The following is a 22,944-nucleotide window of genomic DNA, read 5'->3' as shown; positions in this document are numbered from 1 at the left end:
GCGGTTTCTGACGGACCGTTAGATTTTATGGCCCGTCAGATATCCGGAGGCAAGCCCCGGGAGGGACCGGACTCATGTCATTGCCTGCCGAGTTCCACGCCATCGCCAAACGCGTGAACAACTGGGGGCGTTGGGGGGAGGCCGACGAACTCGGCACCCTCAACCTCATCACCGACCAGGTCGTCCGCGAGGCCGCCGCGACCGTCCGTACCGGACATCGCATCCCCCTCGCCCTCCCTCTCCAGCAGGACGGCGTCCAGACCGGGGCGATTCCGGGCCGACTGAACCCCGTACACGCGATGATCCAGATCAACCAGGAGCTGTTCGGGCCGCCGGGCTCCGGGACCGTCGCGACCAGCGACGACATCGTGACCATGGGGCTCCAGGCGGGCACCCACTGGGACGCCCTCGCCCACGCCTCCCACTCCGGGAAGCTCTACAACGGCCGCCCGGCGAGCAGCATCACCGCCCATTCCGGCGCCGAGTTCGCCGGCGCCGACAAGGCGCGGCACGTCGTCTCGCGCGGGGTGCTGCTGGACGTGGCCCGCGCGCGGGGCGTCGACCGGCTCGACGGGGGGCACGCGGTCACCCCGGAGGACCTGGACGCGGCGGAGGAACTCGCCGGAACACGCGTACGAGCCGGTGACATCGTGCTCGTAAGGACCGGGCAGATGCAGGTGTACCTGGCCGGGGACAAGCACGGGTACACGTATCCCTCGCCCGGGCTGTCGATCCGTACGCCGGAGTGGTTCCACGCGCGGGACGTCGCGGCGGTCGCGAACGACACACTCACCTTTGAGATATTTCCGCCGGAGTCGGAGGATCTCTGGATGCCCGTACACGCGCTCGACCTGGTGGAGATGGGGATGCCACAGGGCCAGAACTGGAATCTCGAAAAGTTGTCCACAGCCTGTGGACAAGAGAACCGCTATGAGTTCCTGCTGTCGGCGACCCCGGAACCGTTCACGGGCGCCACGGGCAGCCCCGTCGCACCCGTGGCGATCCTCTAGCCCCCGCCGGCCGGCCGGCGGCGCGCCACTGCCCACCCCAAGTACGGCATCGCGCGCCGCCACCCGCCTTCGGCGTTCCCACCCCGCCCCCTTGCCCCTGAGGAGGCCGACGCCGAATCGCGATCCGCACTCGCCGAGGGCCCCCGTCACCGAAACCCTCGCCGTCCCCTCACGGCGAATCGCGCTGAACACAAGCGTGTTCAAGTGGTCACGTCACGTCAACACCCGTTCGGGGATTTATCGCTTACGCCCTTTTTGCGACAACCGCGCACAGGGGCACACCCCGGCGCACCGCACCACGCCCAGCCGGAAAACCGGGCATTTCTGCACGGGTGCCCCGCCGAGCGCCGCATCAACAGGCCACGGACACAGACGTCACACGGCTTCGTACGCCGCCATGCCCCCGTACGCGGATGCGGTGACCGAAGTCGAGGCCGAAGCCGAAGCCCTGGTCGCGGCCGTGGCGGAAGCCGTCGCCGAAGCCGTCGCCGCCACCGCGCTTCCGCTCCCGCCTCCGTACGGCACCGGAGGGGCCGGACATCGGTCCAGCTCGCACCAGATGCGCTTGCCGACGCCCTCGGGGCTCCACCCCCAGCGGTCCGCGAGCCCGTCGACCAGTTCCAGGCCGCGCCCGTTGGTCTCGTCGCCGTCGGCGTGCCGGGGCGCGGGCGGACAGGGGCTCAGGTCGGCGACCTCCAGCCGGACGAACCCGCCGGCCACCGCCCCCTGTGCCCCCTGTGGCGCGCCCTGGAAGGACAGCCGCAGCACCGCCGGACACCCGGTGTGCACCACCGCGTTGGTGACCAGCTCGGAGACAAGGAGGATGAGCGTCTCGGCCAGCGGCTCGTCGTCCGCGACCCCGGACCCGGCAAGCCGTGACCGCGCCCATCTCCGGGCCCGCCCCACCTCCGTGGGGTCGGGCCGGATCTCCAGCTGCACTTGAAGCACCTGCACCGCTCACACCATCCGAACCGGCGGACACATCGCCCCGCGCCGCACGAGGGCCACGATCGTAGCCATTTTCTGCATGCCCAGAACAACGGTTGGGCCAACGGCCAGATCAGGGATCACGGAACGTGAGTCCCTTACGAGAAAGCATGGTTGACGTACAGTCACCCCAACAAGCGCTTCGGGCATATTCCAACGCGAAGGAGTACGCCTGCGGCATACTGTGCGACGCTCGTCACGGGAAGTCGAACAAGCGGGCGCGGAACTCCGACCCGCCCCGCGAGCGGCGCGCACTGCCGGATCCGGGGCCGCCTCAGGGGCAACACCGTGATGGCTCGACCTCGGAACCACTCGCATCCCACAGAAGGTACCGGAGCGAACGCATGACTCCGGGCCGTGACGAGTCCCGCGAAGGACACAACCCGGTATCGACGCTCAGTAACTACCGCACACTTTCATCACACTTCCATCACGCCACGATCCGTGACACGAATCCGGCCACCGTCGGCCGATCCCAGCTCCGGCCCGGGTTCCTGATCCCGTCATGACGCCTCGGCCAGTAACTCAGCGGCGAGCAGCTCTTCACACTCCGTCACCGAACCGGGTCGCCGGGCCCGCACCCAGGCCCGTTTCAGATACAGATGGACGTCCGATTCCCAGGTGAAGCCCATCCCTCCGTGTACCTGGAGGCAGTCGCGGGCCCCGCGTACGGCGGCCTCGTCGGCGAGCAGCCGCGCCGCCGCGATGTCCGCCGGGTCGACGGTGACGGCCGCCGCGTACACCGCCGCCCGCGCCACCTCGGCCCGCACCAGCATCCCGGCGCACAGATGCTGCACGGCCTGGAAGGCCCCGATCGGCCGCCCGAACTGCTCACGGGTCCGAGCATGTTGCACGGCCAGCTCGCACACCCGGGCGGCGGTACCGAGCTGCTCGGCGGCGGTGAGGAGAGAGGTCAGGAGTACGTCCGTACAGCCGCCGCAGTGCTCATCGGCGACCCGGTGCAGCGGCGTGAGCGGATCCACCGACCGCACGGGTACCGCCCCTCCGGCGTCCCCTTGTACGACGTCGGCCGCCGCCAGCCACTCCACCACCCCGCCCCCGTCGACGACGGTCACCACCGTCTCCCCCGTCGCCGCGCCCGGCACGACGCCCGCCGCGAGATGGGTGGCGATGAGCGGCCCGGGCAGCAGGACGCGCCCCGCCTCCTCGAACGCCAACACCGCCTCGGGCAGCCCGAGTCCGACCCCGCCCGCCGCCTCAGGCAACCGCAACGAGAAGAACCCGGCCTCCCCCAACTCCCGCCACAGCTCCCGGTCGAGGTCGGGTGCGCCCTCCATGGCCGCCCGGAGCCGCTCGCGCCCGAAGCGCCCCGCCAGCAGCCCTCGTACGCCCTCCCGCAACGCCCGCTGGTCTTCGGTGAGTTGGAACCGCATGTGCGAGGTCACCGTCCTTTCGGCAGCCCGAGAACACGTTCGGCAAGGATGTTGTGCTGGATCTGGGAGGTGCCGGCGGCGATGGTGTACGAGAGGGAGGACAACCGGTCGAGCACCCAGGGCCGTTCGAGATCGAGCGCCGCCCAGTCCCCCAGGACCTCCGCCGCCGCCTCGTACAACTCCTGTCTGGCGTGCGAGTACCGCAGCTTGAACACCGACCCGCCGACTCCGGGCACTCCCTCGCTCGCCTCGCTGACGTTCCACTGCGTCAGCCGCCACAGCGCCCGGAACTCGGCGTTCAGCCGACCGAGTCGCCGCCGGAGTACGGGGTCGTCCCAGCGCCCGTTCTCCCGTGCGGCCAGGGCGAGTTCGCCGAGCACGCGGCGGCAGGCGACCACTTCCCCCACGAACGCCGTACCGCGCTCGAAGGACAGCGTCACCATGGTCACGCGCCAGCCGTCGTTCTCCTCGCCGACCCGGTTGGCGACGGGCACCCGGACCTCGTCGAGGAAGACCTCGGCGAACTCGTTGGACCCGGCGAGCGTGCGCAGCGGCCGTACGGTGATGCCCGGCGCGTCCATGGGCATGGCGAGCCAGGTGATCCCGCGGTGCTTGGGCGCGTCGGGGTCGGTGCGCACCAACAGCTCGCACCAGTCGGCGACTTCGGCGTGCGAGGTCCAGATCTTGGATCCGCTCACCACGTACTCGTCGCCGTCGCGCCAAGCGCGCGTGCGAAGCGCCGCGAGGTCCGAACCGGCGTCCGGCTCGCTGAAGCCCTGGCACCAGACCTCCTCGCCGCGCAGCACGGGCGGCAGCCAACGCGCCTTCTGCTCCTCGGTCCCCTCGGCGGCGACGGTCGGCCCGGCGTGCAGCAGCCCGACGAAGTTGGCGCCCACGTAGGGCGCTCCGGCCTTCTCGGTCTCCTCCAGGAAGATCATCCGTACGGCGGGGTCGGCGCCCCAGTGGACCTCGCCGTACCCGGCGTCGTACAGCGTGCGCTGCCAGCCGAGGTCGTACGCGCGCCGCCCGGGCCAGTCGTCGGGCGAGGGCTTCGCGGGGAGGGAGGGGAGCGTCTTCGCCAGCCACTCCCTCAACCTCGCCCGGAATTCCGCCTCTTGGGGGGTGTCGGAGAGGTCCACTACTTGTCCAGGTCGAGGCCGAGCATCCGGATCGCGTTGCCGCGCATCAGCTTGTAGACGGTCTCGTCGTCGAGGCCCTTCACATGGTCGAGGGCGACTTCCTTGGTGTGCGGGAAGGTCGAGTCGACGTGCGGGTAGTCGGTCTCGAAGGTGGCGTTGTCCCGGCCGACGACGTCGATCGAGGCGACGCCGTGCTTGTCGCGGAAGAAGCAGCAGAAGATCTGCCGGTAGTAGTACGTCGATGGCGGCTCCGGGATCAGGTCCCTGACCCCGCCCCACGCGCGGTGCTCCTCCCACACGTCGTCGGCGCGCTCCAGGGCGTACGGGATCCAGCCCATCTGCCCTTCGCTGTACGCGAGTTTGAGCGCCGGGAACTTCACCAGCACGCCGCTGAACAGGAAGTCCATCATCGACGCCATCGCGTTGTTGAAGCTCAGCGAGGCCTGTACGGCGGGCGGGGCGTCCGGGGAGGCGGCGGGCATCTGGCTGCTGCTGCCGATGTGCATGTTGACGACCGTCCCCGTCTCCTCGCACACCGCGAAGAAGGGGTCCCAGTAGCCGGAGTGGATCGACGGCAGTCCGAGGTAGGTCGGGATCTCGGAGAACGTCACCGCGCGCACCCCGCGTTCGGCGTTGCGCCGGATCTCCGCGACCGCCAACTCGACGTCCCACAGCGGGATCAGGCACAGCGGGATGAGCCGGCCGCCGCTGTCGCCGCACCACTCCTCCACCATCCAGTCGTTGTAGGCGCGTACGCACGCCAGCGCGACCTCCTTGTCCTCGGCCTCGGCGAAGGTCTGCCCGCAGAAGCGGGGGAAGGTGGGGAAGCAGAGGGATCCTTCGACGTGGTTGAGGTCCATGTCGGCGAGGCGGGCCTTCGGGTCCCAGCAGCCGCGTCGCATCTGCTCGCGCGTGATGCCGTCGAGGGTCATCTCGTCCCGGGAGAATCCGACGGCCGCGATGATCCGCTTGTACGGGAAGAGCAGCCCCTCGTACTCCCACCAGTCGGTGATCTGGCCCTCGGGGTCGGTCGTGAACCTGTACTTGCCTCCCACGTAGGCGAGTTCACCGATTCCGGCGGTGAAGGGCTTCGGTCCCTTGTCGCGGTACTTGGCCGGCAGCCAGGTCTCGAAGAGGTGCGCGGGTTCGATCACGTGGTCGTCGACGCTGATGATGCGGGGCAGTTCGGTCATGGGTCCCCTCCGCCTGGCCGTTGGGTGGCTGCCTCGGATACCGTCTTGATTATCTGACGGACCGTCAGTTCTAGGCACCCCTAGAAGGTTAGTCCCGCACCTATGGACCGACAAGGCGTGAAGCCCTACGCTCCCGGCACGATCTGACTGCTCGTCAGCTACTGGGGGCCACGTGAACGTCGTCGACACCGCACACGCCCTGGGTTCGGCCCGCACCCTCTGGGAACTGGTGGCCCGCCGCACCGAACTCACCCCCGACCGGCCCGTCCTGCTCCAGGACGACCGCTCCCTCACCTTCGGCGAACTCCGCGCCCGCTCCGAGCGGGTGGCGGCGGGCCTGTACGACATGGGCGTACGCCCCGGCACGGTCGTCGCCTGGCAGCTGCCCACCCGTATCGAGACCGCCCTGCTCTCCTTCGCGCTCGCCCGCCTCGGCGCCGTCCAGTCGCCGGTCATCCCCTTCTACCGGGACCGCGAAGTCGGCTTCGCGCTACGGGAGTCGAAGGCGGAGTTCTTCGCGGTACCGGGCGTGTGGCGCGGCTTCGACCACACGGAGATGGCGCGGCGGCTCGGCGCGAAGGGCGTCTTCCAGGCGTACGGGAGTGACGAACTGCCGGACAGTGACCCGGCGTTGCTGCCGCCCCCGCCCGCCGACGGCACCTCCGTCCGCTGGATCTACTGGACCTCGGGAACGACCTCCGACCCCAAGGGCGTGCTCCACACGGACCGTTCACTCATCGCGGGCGGCTCCTGCCTCGCGCACGCACTGCGGCTCAGCGAGTCCGACGTCGGCTCGATGGCCTTCCCGTACGCCCATATCGCGGGCCCCGACTACACGGTGATGCTGCTGCTGTACGGGTTCCCGGCGGTGATGTTCGAGCAGTTCGCGCTGCCGGACGCGCTGGAGGGGTACCGCAGGCACGGGGTGACGGTGGCCGGCGGGTCCACGGCGTTCTACTCCATGTTCCTCGCCGAGCAGCGCAAGCAGCCCGGGGTTCCGGTGATCCCGTCCCTGCGGCTGCTCGCGGGCGGCGGGGCGCCGAAGCCGCCGGAGGTCTACCACTCCGTCGTACGCGAGATGGGGGTGCAGCTCACGCACGGGTACGGGATGACCGAGGTGCCGATGATCACCATGGGGGCGCCGGACGACTCGGTCGAGAACCTGGCGACGACGGAGGGGCGTCCGCCGGAGGGCATGGAGATCCGGGTGGTGGACGGCGAGGTGCGGCTGCGCGGGGAGGCCGTGTGCCAGGGGTACCTGGACCCCGTACAGACCGCCGAGGCGTTCGACGCGGACGGCTTTCTGCGCACCGGCGACCTCGGATTCCTCACCGGGAGCGGGCACTTGGTGCTCACCGGGCGGCTCAAGGACGTCATCATCCGCAAGGGCGAGAACATCTCGGCGAAGGAGATCGAGGATCTGCTGCACACGCATCCGGGGGTGGGCGACGTGGCGGTGATCGGGCTGCCGGACGCGGAGCGCGGGGAGTTGGTCTGCGCGGTGGTGGAACCAGCGGCGGAGGATGGGGAGTTGACGCTCGCCGCGCTGACCTCGTACCTGCGGTCGGAAGGGCTGTCCGTGCACAAGCTGCCGGAGCGGCTGGAGGTGGTGGACGCCCTTCCGCGCAACGAGACCCTGCGGAAGGTGCTCAAGTACAAGCTGCGTGAACGCTACGCGGAGCCCTCGTCGGCGCCCGTGTCCGAGTCGGGGACGGTGAAGTAGCGGGCGAACGCGTCGACGATCTCCGTCTCGGCGATCCGGCCGTCCGCGTCGGTGTCGAGGGTCGCGGCGGCCGTGGCGGCGATGTCCTCGGGCACGCCGAGCGCCCTGAGGACGCGCACGGTGTCCCCGACGGTGGCCGCGCCGTCGCCGTCCAGGTCCGCGACGGCCAGGGCCGCGTGCAGGAAGGGGCGGGCGATCTCGGCGAACCGGCCGGGGCTGTCGCGCAGCCGCTTCACGGCGCCGTTCACGAACTCGTCGCGGGTGATCCGCTGGTCGCCGTCCCGGTCCGCTATCCCCGCCATGCCCTGCCAGAAGGCCTCGGCACCGCCGTAGAGAGCCTGGCCCTTGTCGGACCGGGCGGGGGTGCCGAACTCGGCGAGCAGCGCCTTGGCCGCCACGCTGAAGTCCTCGCGGTCGATGTAGCCGTTGCCGTCCTGGTCGAAGGTGGCGAACCGGGCTGCGATCTTCCGCCCGTACTCGGAGCTGACCATGTCTGTCGGGCCTGCCTTACGTCTGCGTTCTGCGGCTGCGTCCTGCACCCGCGTCGAGAGTCTTTCCCGCACGGAGCGTACGACGCGCAGGTGACATCCGGGACACGAAAACGACGCCTGTGCCAAGACTGGGGGAATTCCGCGACAACGGCGTCACGCGCGCGTGGGGCGCATGGAGGCAGGCCACGCGCGCGGGGCGCATGAGGAGGGTCACACGTGGGTGGGCGCGGTGAGCGGGGCCGCCGTCTCGTCGACGGCCGTGGTGAGGTCCGCGTAGACGTCGAAGAGACGGCGGACGCCCAGGGCGCCGAGGACCCGGTTGACGTGGTGGGCGTGGGCGCTGTCCGCGATGCCCTGCGCGGGCAGGATCAGACGCAGCCGCCCCTGGCAGGACCGCAGCAGCCGACGGGTGGCGATGAGAACACCGACCCCGCTGGAGTCGCAGAAGACGACCTCGGAGAGGTCGAGCACGATACGGCGCCGGCCGTCGGCCACCGCCGCGTGCACCCGCTGGCGCAGCTCCGGCGAGGTGACCAGGTCCATCTCTCCGGACACCTGAAGCACGGTCCAGCCGCCGCGCTCGCCGTCGGTCACTTTGAACGCCACCATCACGCCTCTCGTTCAACTCGTCCGACGTCGTGCGACAGATTTGTGCGACAGAAACGGAAGCTTTTCCTACGCTTCCTGTCGACGCGGCTGCCCAGCAGCCGTGCCACCAAACACCGCACATCTACTCGGCCAAGATCGCAAGAGACTTGCAAGCGGTTTGCAAGGGGCTTGTTTCGGTCACGCACGATCCTGTTCGATCGAAAGAGACGCTTATTACGTCAGCGTCGGTCGATCTCCGTCGGTTCTCTACCATCCAGAGCTCCTCGGAGGGCGCACAATGCCGCAAAGCGGAGTGGGCTGTCGGAGGGGCCGACTACATTCGAGGAGAGGGTGGGCAACCGCCGGACCTGGACAGTGTTTGGGGGGTGAGGGGACCGCATGGCGAAGAGGGACACACCGCCCCGCTGGGACCGCAAGATGCAGCAGCGGCTCGCGCGCGGGGAGGCCGCCGCACTCGGTGAGCTGTACGACCGGTTCGCCTCGCTCGTGCACGGCCTCGCCCATCGTGTCCTGGCCGACGAGCAGGCCGCCGACTGCATCACCCGCGAGGTCTTCGCCCACGTCTGGCAGCACCCCGACGCGTACGACCCCAAGCAGGGCCCCCTGCGTTCCTGGGTGGCCACCCTGACCCACCGCCTCGCGGTACAGCGCCTGCGCCAGACGGAGACGGCCGCGCTGACCGACCCGGAGGCCCCGGAGGGGGCAGCCACCACCGGCTCGACGAGTTCCCTGGAGGAACTGGAACGCCGGGTCCGCCGGGCCTCCGTCGCCGCCCGCGCCGACTACATCGTCACGTCCATGCCGGCCCCGCTGCGCGCCGCCCTGGAGCTGGCGTACTTCGACCGCCGCGACTACCGCCAGACCGCCGTCGACCTGGGCGTCACGGAGGCCGAGGCCCGCCGCCGCCTCCGCCTGGGCCTCCAACTCCTTTCCACGGCCCACGACACCGGCACACCGGGGGCACCCCCCGAATACGGGGGTGCGGTGTGAGCGGCGCGGGCCACGAGGACGGGGACCGGGAGGGGTACGAGGGGCAGGGCCCCCAGGGCCCCGACAACGGCAAGGAACGGGACGCGAGCGCCGGCCCGCCCCACATACCGACACCACGCTCCTCGGTGGAGGACACGGGCCACCCCCTGCCTGCCGTCCCCCCAGGACCCCCCGTACCCCTGATCCTGGGACACGACGTACTGAGGTCGCTGCTGGGGGCGTGGGCGCTGGCGGCGTGCGCGCCGGAGGAGACGCTGGCGGTGGAGGACCACCTCGGGGAGTGCGGAGCCTGCGCGGACGAGGCAAGGCGCCTGCGCGAGGCGGTCGAACTGCTCCAACGCCCGGAACCCCTCGACCTGGACCCGACCCTGCGCACCCGAGTCCTGGAGGGCTGCCTGGACCGGCGCCCGCCGCGCATCCCGGTCCCGGAGTGGGCGACTCCGTACGACGCGGAGACCGCCCGCCTGGACGCCCTGCTCCAGGACTTCGGCGACGCGGAGTGGCACGCGCCCGTACGGCTGCGCTGGTTCGAGGGCGACGAGCAGACGACGCGCCGGACGACGGTCGCCGGGGTCATCGCGCATCTGCTGAGCGTGGACGGCCTGGTGGCGGTGGCACTGGGCCTGGACGACCCGGTGACCGGCAAGGAGGACGGGCCGGTCACCCCGACTCCGGCGGGCCGCACGGAGGCGTACTGGCGGGCGTCGTACTTCCCGCCGACCCGTTCGGTCCGGATGCCATGGCGGGAGCAGAGCCACGGAATCATCCGGACGGTCTCCTTCGCGGGCGGCGGCGCGGGAAAGCTGCCGGTGCCGTACGGCGACTTCGAACTGCCGTTGCACGACGCGATGCTGGACCGCGCCTTCGAGTGCTGGGTGCACGCGGGCGACATCGCGGAAGCGGTGGACTACCCCTACGCCCCTCCGGCCCCCCGCCACCTCCACGGCATGATCGACCTGGCGGCCCGCATGCTCCCGGAGGCCTTGGCGGCCCGCCGCCAGGCAGGCCTGGCAACCCCGAACCGAACCACCCGCCACCTGGTACCGGCGGGCGAACCCGGCCGAAGCCTCCGCCTGGAGATCGAGGGCTCGGGCGGCGGCGAATGGCTGATCCCCCTGGACTCCCCGGCCGCCCTCCCCTCGGCGGCCCACGAGGTCGCCCATGTGGCCCTGGACGGCGTGGAGTTCTGCCAGTTGGCGGCGGGCCACGTGTCCCCGGAGGAAGCGGCGGCGGGCCAGGACGGCGACAGGGAGGCGATCAGGGATGTGCTGTTCGCGGCGGCTTCGCTGAGCCGGATGTAGGTGCGCCCAGCGGGCCGACGGAGGACAGAGGGGGCGGCGCTTGCGCCCCGAGCCGCCGCAGGCAGCGCGCCGGTGAATCCGGGTTCAGGCAGCTTCGTGGTGCGGGGTGAGTTCGATGGTCAGGTCGGCATCGAGGGCGCGGGCCAGGCGCCGCAGGAGCGGGATGGTGGGCATGGTGCCGCCGCCTTCGATCCGAGAGATCTGCGGCTGCTGCATACCGCAGCGTTCGGCGAGTTCGGCCTGGGACAGCCCGAGGGCGGTACGCCGGTCGTAGACCAGTTGGCCAAGGTCGTGGGCCAGTTCGGCCTCCTCGTACAGTCGGTCGTACTCGGCGTTGCCCTCGGCCGCTTCGCCGAGGAGGGCGCGATGGCGGCGGGTTTTCCACTCGGCGTGGTTCATCACAGTTCCTCCTTGATGTTGCGGCTGTACACGTCGTGTTCGGTGGCCGGCTGATGGCCCGCCTCGCACGCGACTTGAACGACTCTGGCACGGTCCACCTCGGCCGTCTCACGCATCTTGGTCTTCCGGAAGACCGTCAGCAGCACGATGCGACGGTCCGGGGCGAGCCAGTAGGTGATGCGCTGGGCGTTGTCGCCGAGATCGAAGCGCAGTTCGCGAAGCTTGCCGCCGAGGTGACGGCTGTAGGGCTCGCCCAGGGTGGTGGCGTTCTCCGCGAGCCGATCGACCTTCTGCTCTGCTATCACGTAGTGGTGGGCGGGAAGATCCTCCAGCCAGAGGCGCACCTCGGGCTCGATCTCGATGGTGTACCGCTCACCAGGCATAGCAGCAATGCTATATGGCTCGGATGCTATACGCCAGCCACCGAGCTGCTCCAGCGCCCGCAGCCCCTCGGCCTGGCCCCCACCCTCCGCACCGGCGTTCCTGGTCCCGGCCGGTGAACCCGGCCGCTACCTGCGCCTGGAGATCGAAGCTTCGGACGGCGGCGAACGGCCGATCCTCCTGGACTCACCGGCTGCCCTCCCCTCAGCCGCCCACATAGCCCTGGAGGCGGCCGCGGGGCAGGACGGCGGCAGGGACAATCAGGGATGTGCTGTTCGCGGCGGCGTCACTGAGCCGGATGTAGGCACGCCGGTGAGGTTGTCGTGGTGGTCGCACAGGGCCACGACGGAACGGGCGAGCCGCTTGACGCGCTCGAACTCACCGGCCAGGCCCGCACGTTCGATCTCGTCGAGTCGCCGACGGGCCTCACCGACACCGGCCAGCGCCACGTTCACCGGCGCGTCATCGCCCGGCAGGCACCCGGCCAGCTGCTCGATGCGAGGGATCAGCCGCCACAGGTCACGGTGGAAGGCGTGCCCGAAGTGCTGCACGGTCTCGTACCGCGGCAACGCCGGTTCACCGAGAAACCGGACCGCCGTATCGCGCATCGCCGTGGTCTGTTCGACGTCCAGGATTTCGACCGACCGCTTCATCGTCATACCGCCGGACCCCCGCCCAGAAGCGTGTGCGCCAACCGCAGGGCCACGTCAGCGCGTACGCGCCCGAGTTCCACGAGGCCGAGGGCGGGCGAGGCCGCGTCGACACCGAGAGACGGGAGCACGATGCCGACCTGGTCGAGCGCCGCTCTCAGGGACTCCACGGCTGTGAGGGGATCGATGTCTTGCGAGCCGAGTGCTTTCACCATGAACAGGACGGTAGAAGCACGGAGTTTCCTGACTCCATCAGTTTTCTTGAGTTTTCTCGTGGGTACTCTTGATTTGCTTCCCTTTTCTTCTGTGCCGCATGTCGCGCTGTGGAGAGGACCTCAAGGCCCGGCCATGCTGATCGGGTCAACGGCCCCCGGAAGGACCGCAACCATGGCTCGACAACTACGCTTCACCGGCACCGACAGCAAGATCGACGCCTGCCCCGCTCTGCACGAGGACGTCGCAACGGGAGAGGTCGTCGTTCAGGGCACACCTCTGACCGACCCCGAGGACATCGCGCAGCTGCACCATTTCAGCGAGGCCGAAGCCGCAATCGTCGTACCACGCGAACTACTCGTGAACTGGGCCCCGAAGGAGATGACGCGCGTGCCGGACATCGTCAGCCGGGACGAGTTCCGGCGCCTCTTCGAGACGTTCGAACACACCGCGTGGCGTCTGGAAACACGGCGCGGGTATGCATCAGACCGCGAGGACCCCGAATACCTGGCCTTTCTGGAGACGGGCAGCGCGCCGTGTGACTTCAGCGAACCGTGGTTCAGGAACATCCGTGAGCAGACGGACGCAGGCAAGCGGGTCGGCCGAGTTCGCGTCGCCGACAGCCCGCCCACAGAGGAGCAGTTGTTCCTGCTCGACTACTCCAGGCACAATGCGGCCGTCGGGGAGGACGTCAGCTACCTCTGGCGCGACGAAGCCGAGCGAGCCGACCTGCCCGCAGAGGACTTCTGGCTCTTCGATTCCCGGATCGTCGCCCGTCTGATCTTCGACGATGACGACAACTTGCTGAACATCGAGCTGATCACGGAGCCCGCAGAGGTCGTGCGGTACTCCATGATTCGCGATGCGGCGATGCATCATGCTGTCCCGTATCAGCACTTCACCGCACAGGTGAGCGGAGCCAACTAGCGTGCGTGGCCGGTGAGTACGGACTATCAGCAAGCGCGGGAAGCCCTGGGCGGGCGGCTGCGAGAACTGCGCTTCTCGTGCCCTGAGGGCCGACTCACCGGCCAGCAACTGTCGCATCGGCTGGGCTGGCCGAACTCCAAGGTCAGCAAGCTGGAGAACGGCAAACAGACCGCCACCCCGGAGGACCTCCGCGCCTGGGCCGACGCCACGGGCCAACCTGAGGTGTATCCCGAACTCACCGCCCGGCTCACGGGCTTCGAGTCCCACATCAGGTCGTGGCGTCGAGCCCTGGCGAGTGGCTTCAAGCCCATGCACGAAAACCTGAGCAGCGAAATCGAACGCACCAAGGACCTCTGGGTGTGGGAAGAGTCGGTCATCGCCGGCATGGTCCAGACACCCGAGTACGCACGCCACGTGATCACGAGGTACTCCCAACTCCTCTCGGCGACCGGCGACATCGACGACTCGGTCCGGGCGCGGATGCAGCGCCAGGAGTGGCTGTACCGCTCCGGCCGCAAACTTCACGTACTCATGTGGGAGGCCGCACTGCGCTCCCTGATCTGCCCTCCCTCGGTGCTCGCCGCCCAGCTCGACCGGTTGACCGGTCTGATCGGGATGGACACGGTCGACCTGGGGATCATCCCGTTCACCGCCTCGGTGAAGATCGTCCCGGCCAACGGCTTCTGGGTCCTCGACGACCGCCTCGTCGTCGCCGAGGACTGGCACGCCGAGATATGGCTCGACGACGCCGACAACATCGCCCTCTACACCAAGGTCTGGCGGACACTGCGGGAGTCCGCGGTGTACGGGGCGGAGGCACACAACGTCATCAACAGCGCCCGGCGCGCGCTGAACCCGCATTAGCCGCGGCTACAGGTACGTGACAGCTCCTTCTGCGGCGCGTGTCGCGCAGAGGGAGCTGCTGTGCGCTATCGGAGGATCTCCAGGACGTCGAGGACGAGCAGGACCGCAGACCCGGACATGGCCATGAGGGCGAGTGTCCGCCCGTAGGACTTCAGCCGCATCTCGCACCGACTGCCTTGTCGCGCAGGGGTATTGGCGTTCATGCGCGCCCTCCCGCCGCCAGAACCGGCATCGGACGGTGGCACAGGCAGGTGCACACCAGATAACGCAGCCCGGGAACACCACTGTCACGAGGTTCGGCGTCCCGGCACTGATCGTGGGTGCCGATGGTGCAACGCCCGGACACGTACGGAGACTCCGGCGTCAGGGCAGACCCACGGGCAGTGCTCATTCGGGCACTCCGTTCTCGGCGTTCGACTCGAACCGGAGAGGGCGGGCGTCCCACATGCCGCCCCGTGCATCCCGGTGATGCGCCTTGTGCCCCTCGTCCCGTACGCATGCCCTGACTTCGCCGAATGTCGTGGCCCGGTAGAACATCAAGGCTCGGACCCTCCCGCACCTGACGCCGGCCGTACGTCCGGTCACCGGGAGCTCACCCCGTCCAGCACGGAGTGAATGTCGCGGGTGTCGAAGCTGATGCGGAAGTCGGCGGCCAACACCGCGACGGCACGACGCCGCAACCGCACGGCTCGTTCGCGCGCCGTCCAATGGGGCCGCACGCTCGCTGTACGGTGCACTGCGGAGGACCGCACGTAGATGTGCTCGGGCAGGTACGGCCGCGACAGTGCCGACGATGCTCCGTCAAGGGGCGCGCGGTCGGTGCTGTACGGAGAACGCGGGGTAACCAGACGCGCGACAAGGCGTCCTTGTTCCTTCACGTTCCCGCTGCTCATGACGGTTCGGCGTGGTTCAAGCGCCGCCTTGCGGCGCCTACCGGTGGCAGGCAGGGCCAAACACAGAACCAGCAGCGCTACTGGGCACAAGGCCCGGTGCAGTGCGGCCGCGATACGGTTGCGCACGTCGTCAACCTCCAGAGGGTTGGTGGCCGTGCCCCGGGGTGTTCGCGCACCGCCGGGGTCTCTGTTTCGTTGCGCTCCCACAGTAGTGCGTGACGTACCTAGATGCATCACGATGTAGCTAGAGCTAATAATGTGGACACATGTACGACTGCCTAATGTCGAGTCATGAGTCTTGATCCGGAGTCTGGACGCCCTCTCTACGCACAGCTCGCAGACGTACTCCAAGCGAGGATCACGAGCGGTGAGTACGCACCCGACCGCATGATCCCCACGCCGGCACGGCTGGCCGAGGAGTACGGCATCGCACAGATGACCGCACGCCGCACGATGCGGGAGCTTCGGGAGCGGGGACTGATCTACACGGTTCCCGGCAAGGGGTCGTACGTGCTGCCCGCCGACTCGAAGAGCAGCGAGATCGAAGGGAACGGGGAGTAGAGGCAGCAGCGCGACTTGAGCACTCTACAAAGCAGGGAATCGGACCTAGACCTGGAGTCGACGACGTCACTCCCTTCGTAGACCTTCGCTGTCTTCGGTCCCATTTGCAGGGCACTCTCCATCGTGAGGTGGTGCGTAACGGTCAAGTGGCAAATGAACTCCGGCTGTTTGATGTGGTGAGGGCGTTTGCCTCCGGCCCGGGATTCAAGGCGCCTCCAGCGCACCGCGTAGCTCAGCCGTGCAAGGTGACAGAGGGGGACATGACAGCTCAGAATATTACCGGTTCGTCAAAGAGGTCTGCCCTAAGCCCCTTATGCGCTGGGCTGTAAAATCAAGAAACAGGGTTGTTAAGGAATCCGATCTCGAATTGCTCAGCGAGGCAAAAATTCGTTGGGTAGCAAACTGGGTGGCTAAAGAGGAGAGGAAGTTTACGTTCCCCCAAGGATGTCATCTCGCGACATGCTTGGGGCGATCTTCTCGGACCCAGGGAATCCCCGAATCGGTGTCGTCACTGTTTCTCGTAGATGGGTAGACAAGGCTCTCCCAGACTATGAGTTGCTTCATGCGACTAGGGAGATCTTTATTGAGTTGAGCAGATTGCTCCATGTCGCGCACGCAGCCGCTGACGTTACCCTGTGCGCCCTGGATGAGCGAGAGCTTTCGTGTGCAACTTCGGTTATCGATACACAGCCGCTGGCTTGCATGGACATCAACTCGGGCGTCAGGCAGGAGCACCTCGACCTGGAAGACGGCTTTGGCGTTCGCGAAGTAGAGCAATACTTGATGCGTGATGAACGGCGAGTGCAGAAGGCAAGGGAGCGATACGGCTCGTTTTCTGTGACCGCTTTGAGCCCCATCGAAGCAGCGCCGCAGTTGATGAAGTCAGCATGCATGGTGCTACGGAAAGACAAGTGCCACATGCCCATGATGTGGGCCTATAGGGATGGGAAGATCGTTGACATGATCTCTCCTAACTTCGCCGATCAGAACGGCAAGTACCTGATGTTTCATCGACTTGCAGATCGCGTGGAGTCCTTGCGATCGGACGGCATCGTTTTGGTCATCGAAGCGTGGTGGGCATTAGGTGAAGAACTAGATGCGCAGGGTCAGCTCATTCCGCCTCGCGACAGAAAGGACAGGAAGGAAGTCCTTCATGTCGCGTCGGCCACGAGAGACGGCGAACGCCTGTCGCTACTCACCCCCTTCAGTAGAACGAAGTCGGGAGAGATCATTTTTGAGGAGACTATTACGGGCTCTGACGATGAGTTGGGAGTGTTGGGGCCCTTCATGCCGATCTTCGAAAGGTGGAAGCAGATGGATGAGAGGGGGGAGCGGTAGTCGGGTTGGCTGTCCGACATCGGCGGCTGACATCAACAGGCAGGTACGCCGGAGCCCATGGAACGCTGGTGTGGTCCAGGCTGGTTCGTGGATACTTCTGTTTCCGCAGGTCAGGGAAACTTCTGATGTGCGATCTTGGGGGACTGTAAATCTCGCGGTTGTGCCTAAACGGGACTGCCCGGGCAACCGATAGCGCACACTCCACGGTGCAGGCTTTCGGGATCAAGCATCCGGTGTGGCTTGAGCGTTCCGGCAACGTGCAGTTCCTACCCGCCCCGAACGACACCCCGTTGTGGCTCTCCCACATCGAGCCCCGCTCCACCCCAGATATCATCGCCGCCCGCCGCCAGGCGCTACCCGCGCAGCAAAAAAACAGCCGCCGAAAGAATGCCAACTCGGGCGGACAAGGGCTGTACCGGTACGGGCATCGGTATCCGGATCCCGCCCACCGCTCCAAGAGCCAGTCCAACAGCAGCTAACACAAAGAGGCGGATCGGCACTGATGGCCGTGTCCGTGGTTGGAGTTGAGCGTTCGGCCCAGTGTGGGGACATCGCCGTGGATCGTGTCGGATGAACTGTGGGACCGCCTGGAGCCGCTGCTGCCGCAGCGCGAACGGCGCTTCCGATACCCGGGCCGCAAGGCGTTACCGGACCGGGAGGTGTTATGCGGGATCCTGTACGTACTGCACACCGGGATTCAGTGGGAGTACCTGCCGAAGGAGCTGGGCTTCGGTTCGAGCATGACGTGCTGGCGCCGGGCGGGACTGGAACGAGGCCGGAGTGTGGCAGCGTCTGCATGAGGTCCTGCTCGCTGAGTTGAATGCGGCCTCACGTCTGGACTGGTCCCGCTGCGTGGTCGACTCCTCCCACGTCAGGGCCCTAAAAGGGGGCAGCACACGGGCCCGTCACCGGTCGACCGGGGCCGGGCCGGCTCAAAGCACCATCTGATCACCGACGGGCACGGCACCCCGCTCGCGGTCCTGCTGACCGGCGACAACCGCAACGACGTCACCCAACTCCTGCCGTTGCTCGACGCGATCCCACCGGTCCGCGGCCGCGTAGGCCGGCCCCGCCGCAAGCCGGACTCGCTGTTCGCCGACCGAGGCTACGACCACGACATCTATCGCGACCAGGTCCGCGCCCGGGGCATCGTGCCCGCGATTGCCCGCCGCGGCACCCTGCACGGCACCCGACTGGGCACCTACCGCTGGGTCGTGGAGAGGAGTTTCGCGTGGCTGCACGGATTCCGACGTCTGCGCATCCGCTGGGAACGCAGGGCTGACATCCACGAAGCATTCCTCAAACTCGCCTGCTGCCTCATCATCCACCGACAACTCAGGTCACTGTGTGGGCTGCCGATAGCCGGTTGAGAACTTCGTTGGGGGTGAAGCTCCAGCCGACCAGGCGCGGCCCGCTCCAGTTGATGCCGATCACGAGTCCATCCCGGGCGGCATCGGGTAGTACGCGATCGCACCAGGTGTCCAAGGGCATGGACTCAACGCGGAGCCCATGCCCCCAGATCTTTGCTGCCCTCTGGGCGCGCGGCGAGGTCGACCAGAAGGGAAGACTTCGCGTGCCGTCCGCGGAGAGGTGAGTCGGGCTTCCGTCGTCATCCCGGACAAGCCAGACCACGCTGCTTTGGCGGACGCCTCGGAAGAATGCCGCCGCTTGCGAACCGCTCTGACTCATGGCCACCGAGCCTACCGTTCTCCCACACTCATTTCGTTAGGAGTTCCAAGCCAACCCTGCACACCGACACCCGCGCAACGAACTCCCTGATCAGAACCGTCCGCGCCCCGGGCGAACGCACCACCACCGAACTCGAACACCCCTGGCGCCCCCTGCACCACGTCACCCTCAGCCCGACGCGCACCGGCGCCATCACCCGCACCGCCCACGCCCTCAACAGACACGGGACGTGATCCTCGCTCAGAAGACGTCACCAACTGGCCCGTTCTTCCCACGGCCCGGCAGGTAAGCCGGCTAACGCACCACCCGATGGCGGAGATAGACGACCTTCGAGTTGTAGGTGCGGGTCTCGACCAGTTCGAGGTCCACCCTGCGCTCGTTCCGAGGGAAGTACGGAATCCCGCCGCCGATCAGGACCGGGTAGACCATGGTCCGGTACTCGTCGATCAGGCCCGCCGCGGATGCCTCGGCGGCGAGGGTCGCGCCGCCGATCGCGATCTCGCCCTCCCCCGGCTCGGCACGCAACCGCTCGATCTCCTCCGCGAGGCCGCCCGAGAGCAGGCGGGCGTTTCCCTGTACCTCCGACAGCGTGGTCGAGAACACCACCTTCGGGAGCGGGTTCCAGAGCGCGGCCCACTCGCGTTCCGCGTCGCCGAGCGAGGGATCCTGGTCGGCGGTCTCCCAGTACAGCATCGTCTCGTACAGCCGTCGTCCCATCAGGTGGACGTCGACGTCTCGGATCTCGTCGATCCAGAAGCGGAAGACCTCCGGGGCGGGCACCGTCCAGTCGATGCCGCCATCCGGGTCGACGATGTAGCCGTCAAGGGAAATGCTCATCGAATAGGTCACGCTGCGCATCAGGAGTCCTCCTCGGTAGCTGGGTTCGACAGTACGGCCGGTGGCCGTCGGCACAACCTCAGTGCGCCGGATGCAGGGCAGGCCGGTAGACCAGCTCCTGGATGCGACCGTCGAGCGTCCTGCTCTCGATCAGTTCCAGGTCGAAGTCGGCAGCGCCCGCGAAGATCGGGTCCAGGCCGGTCCGACCGGTGATCACCGGGAACAGCGTCACCTGGACGCGGTCGACCAGACCCGCGGCCATCAGCGCCCGGTTCATCGACAGGCTGCCGTGCGAGCGCAACGGCACCTCGGACTCCTTCTTGAGCCGGGCGACGACGTCCACGGCATCGCCGCTCGCGACAGTCGCGTCCGGCCAGTCGAGGGGTTCCCGCAGCGTGGTCGACACCACCGTTGCCGGGAGGTTCACCATCCGGGTGACCCATGGGTCACGTACTTCGGAATCCTCGGTACTCGCGGCCAGCATCCCCGCGAACGCCCGGTACGTGTTGGCCCCGAAGACCATCCGCTGCTCCTCGCCGTACAGGGCGAGACGGTGGTCGAGCAGCTCGGGGCCCTGCTTGCCCCAGTAGCCGGTCCAGTCGCCACCGGCGGCGCCGAAGCCGTCGAGGCTGGAGAAGACGTCGAAGGTGTAGGTCGCGGTCATGGTGCTCTCCTCAAGCGCGCATCGCGTGTCGGAGATACAGACTGGCGCCCACCCTGAAACTCATCGCCTGCCGTCAGGCGAGTCTGATGCCTGCGGCAATCGGCAGGTGGTCGCTTCCCGTGGCCGGCAGGGTGCGTACGTCGGTGACCGTCGCCGCACGCGCCAGCACGTGGTCGATCCGGGAGACGGGGAACACCTCGGGCCAGCTGAACGCGAAGCGTCGCTCCGACGACTTCATCCGTGACGTGACCGGGTCCAGTCCGCGGTCGTCCAGCGTTCCGTTGAGGTCACCCAGCAGGATCACCTCGTCCAGCGTCTCCGCGGCTACCGCCTCGCCCAGCAGGCCCGCGCTCTCGTCCCGGTAGTCGGACGCGAAGCCCGTCGGCCCTATGCGGACCGAGGGCAGGTGAGCCACGTACACGGCGACCTCGCCCCAAGGCGTGCGTGCGGCGGCCCGCAGTCCGCGGTCCCAGCCCTCCCCGATCCCCTTCGGCCTGATGTCCAGCAGCCGTACGTCCGTCAGCGGGTACTTCGACCACAGACCGACCGTGCCCTCGACCGCGTGGTGGGGGTACGCCGACGCCAGGGTTCTCTCGTAGAGCGGCAGCGCTGAGGGGGTCAGTTCCTCCAGCGCGATCAGCTCCGGGGCGGCCTCCATCAGGGCCTCCGCCGTGCCCGCCGGATCGGGGTTCTCGTCGCTGACGTTGTGCTGGACCGCCGTGATGTCAGCCTCCCCACCGTCCCGTGGGGAGAGGAGCCCGCCGAAGAGGTACGTCCAGACTGCCGCCGGGAGCAGCAGCGCCACCAGCGCCGTGGTCGAGCGGCGCAGCAGGGCCAGGAGGAGGAGCAGGGGAACGGCCAGGCCCAGCCAAGGCAGGAACGCCTCCAGCAGGCTGCCCAGGTTGCCGGGGGTGTTGGGTACGGCCGCGTGGAACGTCAGCAGGGCGGCGGTCAGTACGGCCAGCGACGCGAGCACCCGTCCGCGTGTCCAGGACGACCGGCCCTTGGCATCCTTGCCCCACCGCAACCACTGCGACCACCGCGGCCACCGCGGCCACCCCAACCGTCGCACCCGCTTACGCGAACACCACCGTCCGCCGCCCGTTGAGCAGGATTCGCCGCTCCGCATGCCACTTCACCGCCCGTGCCAGCGCCTGGCACTCCACATCGCGGCCGATGGCCACCAGCTGGTCGGGCGTGACGTCGTGGGCGACCCGCTCGACCTCCTGCTCGATGATCGGGCCCTCGTCCAGGTCGGCCGTGACGTAGTGGGCCGTGGCGCCGATCAGCTTCACGCCTCGCGCGTGTGCCTGGTGGTACGGCTTCGCGCCCTTGAAGCTCGGGAGGAAGGAGTGGTGGATGTTGATGATCCGGCCGTTCAGGGCCTTGCACAGGTCGTCCGACAGGACCTGCATGTAGCGGGCCAGGACCACCAGCTCCACGTCCTCCGCGCGGACCAGCTCCAGCAGCTGTGCCTCCGCCTCCGCCTTCGTGTCCTTCGTCACCGGGATGTGGACGAAGGGGACGTCGTACGAGGCGACCAGTTCGGCGAAGTCCGTGTGGTTGGAGACGACCGCCGCGATGTCCACCGGCAGCGCGCCGATGCGGGCGCGGAAGAGCAGGTCGTTCAGGCAGTGGCCGAACTTGCTGACCATCAGGACGACCCGCATCCGGTCCTCGGCCCGGTGGATCTGCCACTCCATGTGGAAGGCGTCACCGATCGCCGCGAAGCTCGCCCGCAGCTTCTCCACCGTCACCGGCGCCTCACCCGAGAAGTGGACGCGCATGAAGAACAGTCCCGTGTCCCGGTCGCCGAACTGCTGGCTGTCCTCGATGTTGCAGCCGGTCATGAAGAGATAGCTCGACACGGCGTGCACGATGCCCTGCTTGTCGGGGCAGGAGAGGGTGAGGACGTACTGCTCCGCGGGCTTCGTTGCGGGCTTCTCGGCGGGGGCGGCTGCCTGGCTGGACTGCTCGTTCATGCCCGACAGGGTCCCATATCCGCCCCGGCCGGCCGACTCCCGTCCGCCACCCGGAACAGCCCGACGGAACCGTCCGTCGGAACCAACGCCCTCTACGCCGAACGCGTCAGTATCCGCAGTACCTCCAGCGTGCGCGGCGGGGTGTCCGGTTCCTCGCCGTCGCTCGCCGCCAGGCGTACGTGGGCGTCCCGGGCCGCCCGGACCGCCTCCGGCCAGCCGGCGTGGTCGAGGTAGGCCGAGACGGGGGCGTCCGGGCCGACCTGGTGCATGATCCGCAGGACGCGGAGCACGGCGGTGTCGACGAGGGCGGCCTCCTGGGAGTCCCGGAAGATCGTGCCGACGTATTTCTCGGCGGACCAGCTGTCCAGCCAGGTGTCCTCGACCAGGCGGTACACGGCGTCGGTGACGTCCCCGTATCCGTCGACGCCGGCGAGCCAGACGTCTCGCTGGAACACCGGGTCGGAGAGCATGTGCAGCGCGGAGCGCACATTGCTGCGCCAGCGCCACCACGGCATGTCGTTGAGTGGCATGCCGCCCATGGTGGAGGAGCGACGGCCGCGACGGGAAGAGTCTTCCGAACCTTGCACGGTCATCGATCGTACGGTCCCTGTGAAAATGAGAACAACGGCCCCCGTAATTCACCTCGGCGTCACCGGATATTGACCAAGGGTCACACCCGGGTTGGCTGTGTGACGGAATCGTGCATGCC

Annotated in this window: 25 protein-coding genes and 1 pseudogene; 9 read left to right on the top strand and 17 right to left on the bottom strand. The window is 68.1% G+C overall.

The features are described from left to right. Positions 1–74: 74 nt before the first annotated feature. Positions 75–1,010, top strand: coding sequence for a cyclase family protein (locus OG787_RS27505; RefSeq protein WP_405536739.1), 936 nt, complete (start codon positions 75–77; stop codon positions 1,008–1,010). A gap of 375 nt (positions 1,011–1,385) precedes the next feature. Here the strand turns inward: OG787_RS27505 and OG787_RS27500 are convergent, their stop codons facing one another. The 4 genes from OG787_RS27500 to OG787_RS27485 form a co-directional block, all read right to left on the bottom strand. After that, a complete protein-coding gene (locus OG787_RS27500; RefSeq protein WP_369033011.1) occupies positions 1,386–1,964 on the bottom strand; it encodes an ATP-binding protein in 579 nt (192 codons plus the stop codon). 536 nt (positions 1,965–2,500) lie between these two features. Continuing rightward, the gene (locus tag OG787_RS27495; protein WP_369033012.1) at positions 2,501–3,391 is read right to left on the bottom strand and encodes an acyl-CoA dehydrogenase family protein; all 891 of its coding nucleotides are present in this window, start codon (positions 3,389–3,391) and stop codon (positions 2,501–2,503) included. 8 nt (positions 3,392–3,399) lie between these two features. Then, positions 3,400–4,530 (bottom strand): acyl-CoA dehydrogenase, encoded by a 1,131-nt coding sequence (locus tag OG787_RS27490; RefSeq protein ID WP_405536736.1) that lies wholly within the window; start codon positions 4,528–4,530, stop codon positions 3,400–3,402. Further along, the gene (locus tag OG787_RS27485; RefSeq protein ID WP_369033014.1) at positions 4,530–5,723 is read right to left on the bottom strand and encodes an amidohydrolase family protein; all 1,194 of its coding nucleotides are present in this window, start codon (positions 5,721–5,723) and stop codon (positions 4,530–4,532) included. The genes OG787_RS27490 and OG787_RS27485 overlap by 1 nt, the downstream gene beginning before the upstream one ends. Positions 5,724–5,895: 172 nt before the next feature. Here OG787_RS27485 and OG787_RS27480 point away from each other — a divergent pair, with 172 nt between their 5' ends. Continuing rightward, positions 5,896–7,446: a class I adenylate-forming enzyme family protein gene (locus OG787_RS27480; protein ID WP_405536734.1), complete on the top strand. Its 1,551-nt coding sequence runs from the start codon at positions 5,896–5,898 to the stop codon at positions 7,444–7,446. Here the strand turns inward: OG787_RS27480 and OG787_RS27475 are convergent. Both OG787_RS27475 and OG787_RS27470 read right to left on the bottom strand, forming a co-directional pair. Then, positions 7,395–7,937, bottom strand: coding sequence for an EF-hand domain-containing protein (locus OG787_RS27475; RefSeq protein WP_405536733.1), 543 nt, complete (start codon positions 7,935–7,937; stop codon positions 7,395–7,397). The genes OG787_RS27480 and OG787_RS27475 overlap by 52 nt on opposite strands. Before the next feature lie 210 nt (positions 7,938–8,147). Continuing rightward, on the bottom strand, positions 8,148–8,549 hold the full coding sequence (locus OG787_RS27470) for an STAS domain-containing protein (RefSeq protein ID WP_369033017.1): 402 nt from the start codon (positions 8,547–8,549) through the stop codon (positions 8,148–8,150). Positions 8,550–8,924: 375 nt separating this feature from the next. Here OG787_RS27470 and OG787_RS27465 point away from each other — a divergent pair, with 375 nt between their 5' ends. Then, positions 8,925–9,536, top strand: a complete 612-nt coding sequence (locus tag OG787_RS27465) for a sigma-70 family RNA polymerase sigma factor (RefSeq protein WP_405536732.1) — start codon at positions 8,925–8,927, stop codon at positions 9,534–9,536. Then, positions 9,533–10,837: an MDMPI N domain containing protein gene (locus OG787_RS27460; RefSeq protein ID WP_405536731.1), complete on the top strand. Its 1,305-nt coding sequence runs from the start codon at positions 9,533–9,535 to the stop codon at positions 10,835–10,837. The genes OG787_RS27465 and OG787_RS27460 overlap by 4 nt, the downstream gene beginning before the upstream one ends. A gap of 84 nt (positions 10,838–10,921) precedes the next feature. Here OG787_RS27460 and OG787_RS27455 read toward each other — a convergent pair whose 3' ends face one another. The 4 genes from OG787_RS27455 to OG787_RS27440 all read right to left on the bottom strand — a co-directional run bounded on the left by OG787_RS27455 (position 10,922) and on the right by OG787_RS27440 (position 12,482). Further along, the gene (locus OG787_RS27455) at positions 10,922–11,236 is read right to left on the bottom strand and encodes a helix-turn-helix domain-containing protein (protein WP_369033019.1); all 315 of its coding nucleotides are present in this window, start codon (positions 11,234–11,236) and stop codon (positions 10,922–10,924) included. Next, positions 11,236–11,619: a type II toxin-antitoxin system RelE/ParE family toxin gene (locus OG787_RS27450; protein ID WP_369033020.1), complete on the bottom strand. Its 384-nt coding sequence runs from the start codon at positions 11,617–11,619 to the stop codon at positions 11,236–11,238. The genes OG787_RS27455 and OG787_RS27450 overlap by 1 nt, the downstream gene beginning before the upstream one ends. Before the next feature lie 258 nt (positions 11,620–11,877). Next, positions 11,878–12,276 carry a DUF6415 family natural product biosynthesis protein gene (locus OG787_RS27445; RefSeq protein WP_405536730.1) on the bottom strand — a complete coding sequence of 133 codons (399 nt, stop codon included), beginning with the start codon at positions 12,274–12,276 and terminating at the stop codon, positions 11,878–11,880. Beyond that, positions 12,273–12,482, bottom strand: coding sequence for a hypothetical protein (locus OG787_RS27440; RefSeq protein WP_405536729.1), 210 nt, complete (start codon positions 12,480–12,482; stop codon positions 12,273–12,275). The genes OG787_RS27445 and OG787_RS27440 overlap by 4 nt, the downstream gene beginning before the upstream one ends. Positions 12,483–12,654: 172 nt before the next feature. Between OG787_RS27440 and OG787_RS27435 the strand changes: the two genes are divergently transcribed. Further along, complete coding sequence (locus tag OG787_RS27435) at positions 12,655–13,407, top strand: DUF6879 family protein (RefSeq protein ID WP_405540596.1); 753 nt, start codon at positions 12,655–12,657, stop codon at positions 13,405–13,407. 12 nt (positions 13,408–13,419) lie between these two features. Then, the gene (locus OG787_RS27430) at positions 13,420–14,271 is read left to right on the top strand and encodes a helix-turn-helix domain-containing protein (protein WP_405536728.1); all 852 of its coding nucleotides are present in this window, start codon (positions 13,420–13,422) and stop codon (positions 14,269–14,271) included. A 65-nt stretch (positions 14,272–14,336) separates the two neighbouring features. On the opposite strand, the gene OG787_RS27425 is transcribed toward OG787_RS27430, so the two are convergent. Further along, complete coding sequence (locus OG787_RS27425; RefSeq protein ID WP_405536727.1) at positions 14,337–14,474, bottom strand: hypothetical protein; 138 nt, start codon at positions 14,472–14,474, stop codon at positions 14,337–14,339. Positions 14,475–15,455: 981 nt separating this feature from the next. Between OG787_RS27425 and OG787_RS27420 the strand changes: the two genes are divergently transcribed. From OG787_RS27420 to OG787_RS27410, 3 genes and pseudogenes are all read left to right on the top strand, one after another. Continuing rightward, positions 15,456–15,725 carry a GntR family transcriptional regulator gene (locus OG787_RS27420; protein WP_405536726.1) on the top strand — a complete coding sequence of 90 codons (270 nt, stop codon included), beginning with the start codon at positions 15,456–15,458 and terminating at the stop codon, positions 15,723–15,725. A gap of 702 nt (positions 15,726–16,427) precedes the next feature. Continuing rightward, the gene (locus OG787_RS27415) at positions 16,428–17,063 is read left to right on the top strand and encodes a hypothetical protein (RefSeq protein ID WP_405536725.1); all 636 of its coding nucleotides are present in this window, start codon (positions 16,428–16,430) and stop codon (positions 17,061–17,063) included. Positions 17,064–17,605: 542 nt separating this feature from the next. After that, positions 17,606–18,433, top strand: a pseudogene (locus OG787_RS27410) (IS5 family transposase). Here OG787_RS27410 and OG787_RS27405 read toward each other — a convergent pair. The 6 genes from OG787_RS27405 to OG787_RS27380 form a co-directional block, all read right to left on the bottom strand. Beyond that, positions 18,399–18,752, bottom strand: a complete 354-nt coding sequence (locus OG787_RS27405) for a DUF2750 domain-containing protein (protein ID WP_405536724.1) — start codon at positions 18,750–18,752, stop codon at positions 18,399–18,401. The pseudogene OG787_RS27410 and the gene OG787_RS27405 sit on opposite strands and share 35 nt — an antisense overlap. A gap of 294 nt (positions 18,753–19,046) precedes the next feature. Then, positions 19,047–19,610 carry a dihydrofolate reductase family protein gene (locus tag OG787_RS27400; RefSeq protein WP_369033024.1) on the bottom strand — a complete coding sequence of 188 codons (564 nt, stop codon included), beginning with the start codon at positions 19,608–19,610 and terminating at the stop codon, positions 19,047–19,049. A 58-nt stretch (positions 19,611–19,668) separates the two neighbouring features. Then, positions 19,669–20,253, bottom strand: a complete 585-nt coding sequence (locus tag OG787_RS27395) for a dihydrofolate reductase family protein (protein WP_405536723.1) — start codon at positions 20,251–20,253, stop codon at positions 19,669–19,671. A gap of 73 nt (positions 20,254–20,326) precedes the next feature. Next, on the bottom strand, positions 20,327–21,229 hold the full coding sequence (locus tag OG787_RS27390; RefSeq protein WP_405536721.1) for an endonuclease/exonuclease/phosphatase family protein: 903 nt from the start codon (positions 21,227–21,229) through the stop codon (positions 20,327–20,329). Between the two features lie 100 nt (positions 21,230–21,329). Further along, a complete protein-coding gene (purU, locus tag OG787_RS27385; protein ID WP_369033026.1) occupies positions 21,330–22,235 on the bottom strand; it encodes a formyltetrahydrofolate deformylase in 906 nt (301 codons plus the stop codon). 92 nt (positions 22,236–22,327) lie between these two features. After that, positions 22,328–22,828, bottom strand: a complete 501-nt coding sequence (locus OG787_RS27380; RefSeq protein ID WP_369033027.1) for an SCO4402 family protein — start codon at positions 22,826–22,828, stop codon at positions 22,328–22,330. Positions 22,829–22,944: the final 116 nt, after the last annotated feature.

Source organism: Streptomyces sp. NBC_00075 (assembly GCF_045041225.1).
Classification (GTDB): domain Bacteria; phylum Actinomycetota; class Actinomycetes; order Streptomycetales; family Streptomycetaceae; genus Streptomyces; species Streptomyces adonidis.
Note: the sequence above shows the minus strand (reverse complement) of the source record. Positions and strands in the feature narration are given on the sequence as shown.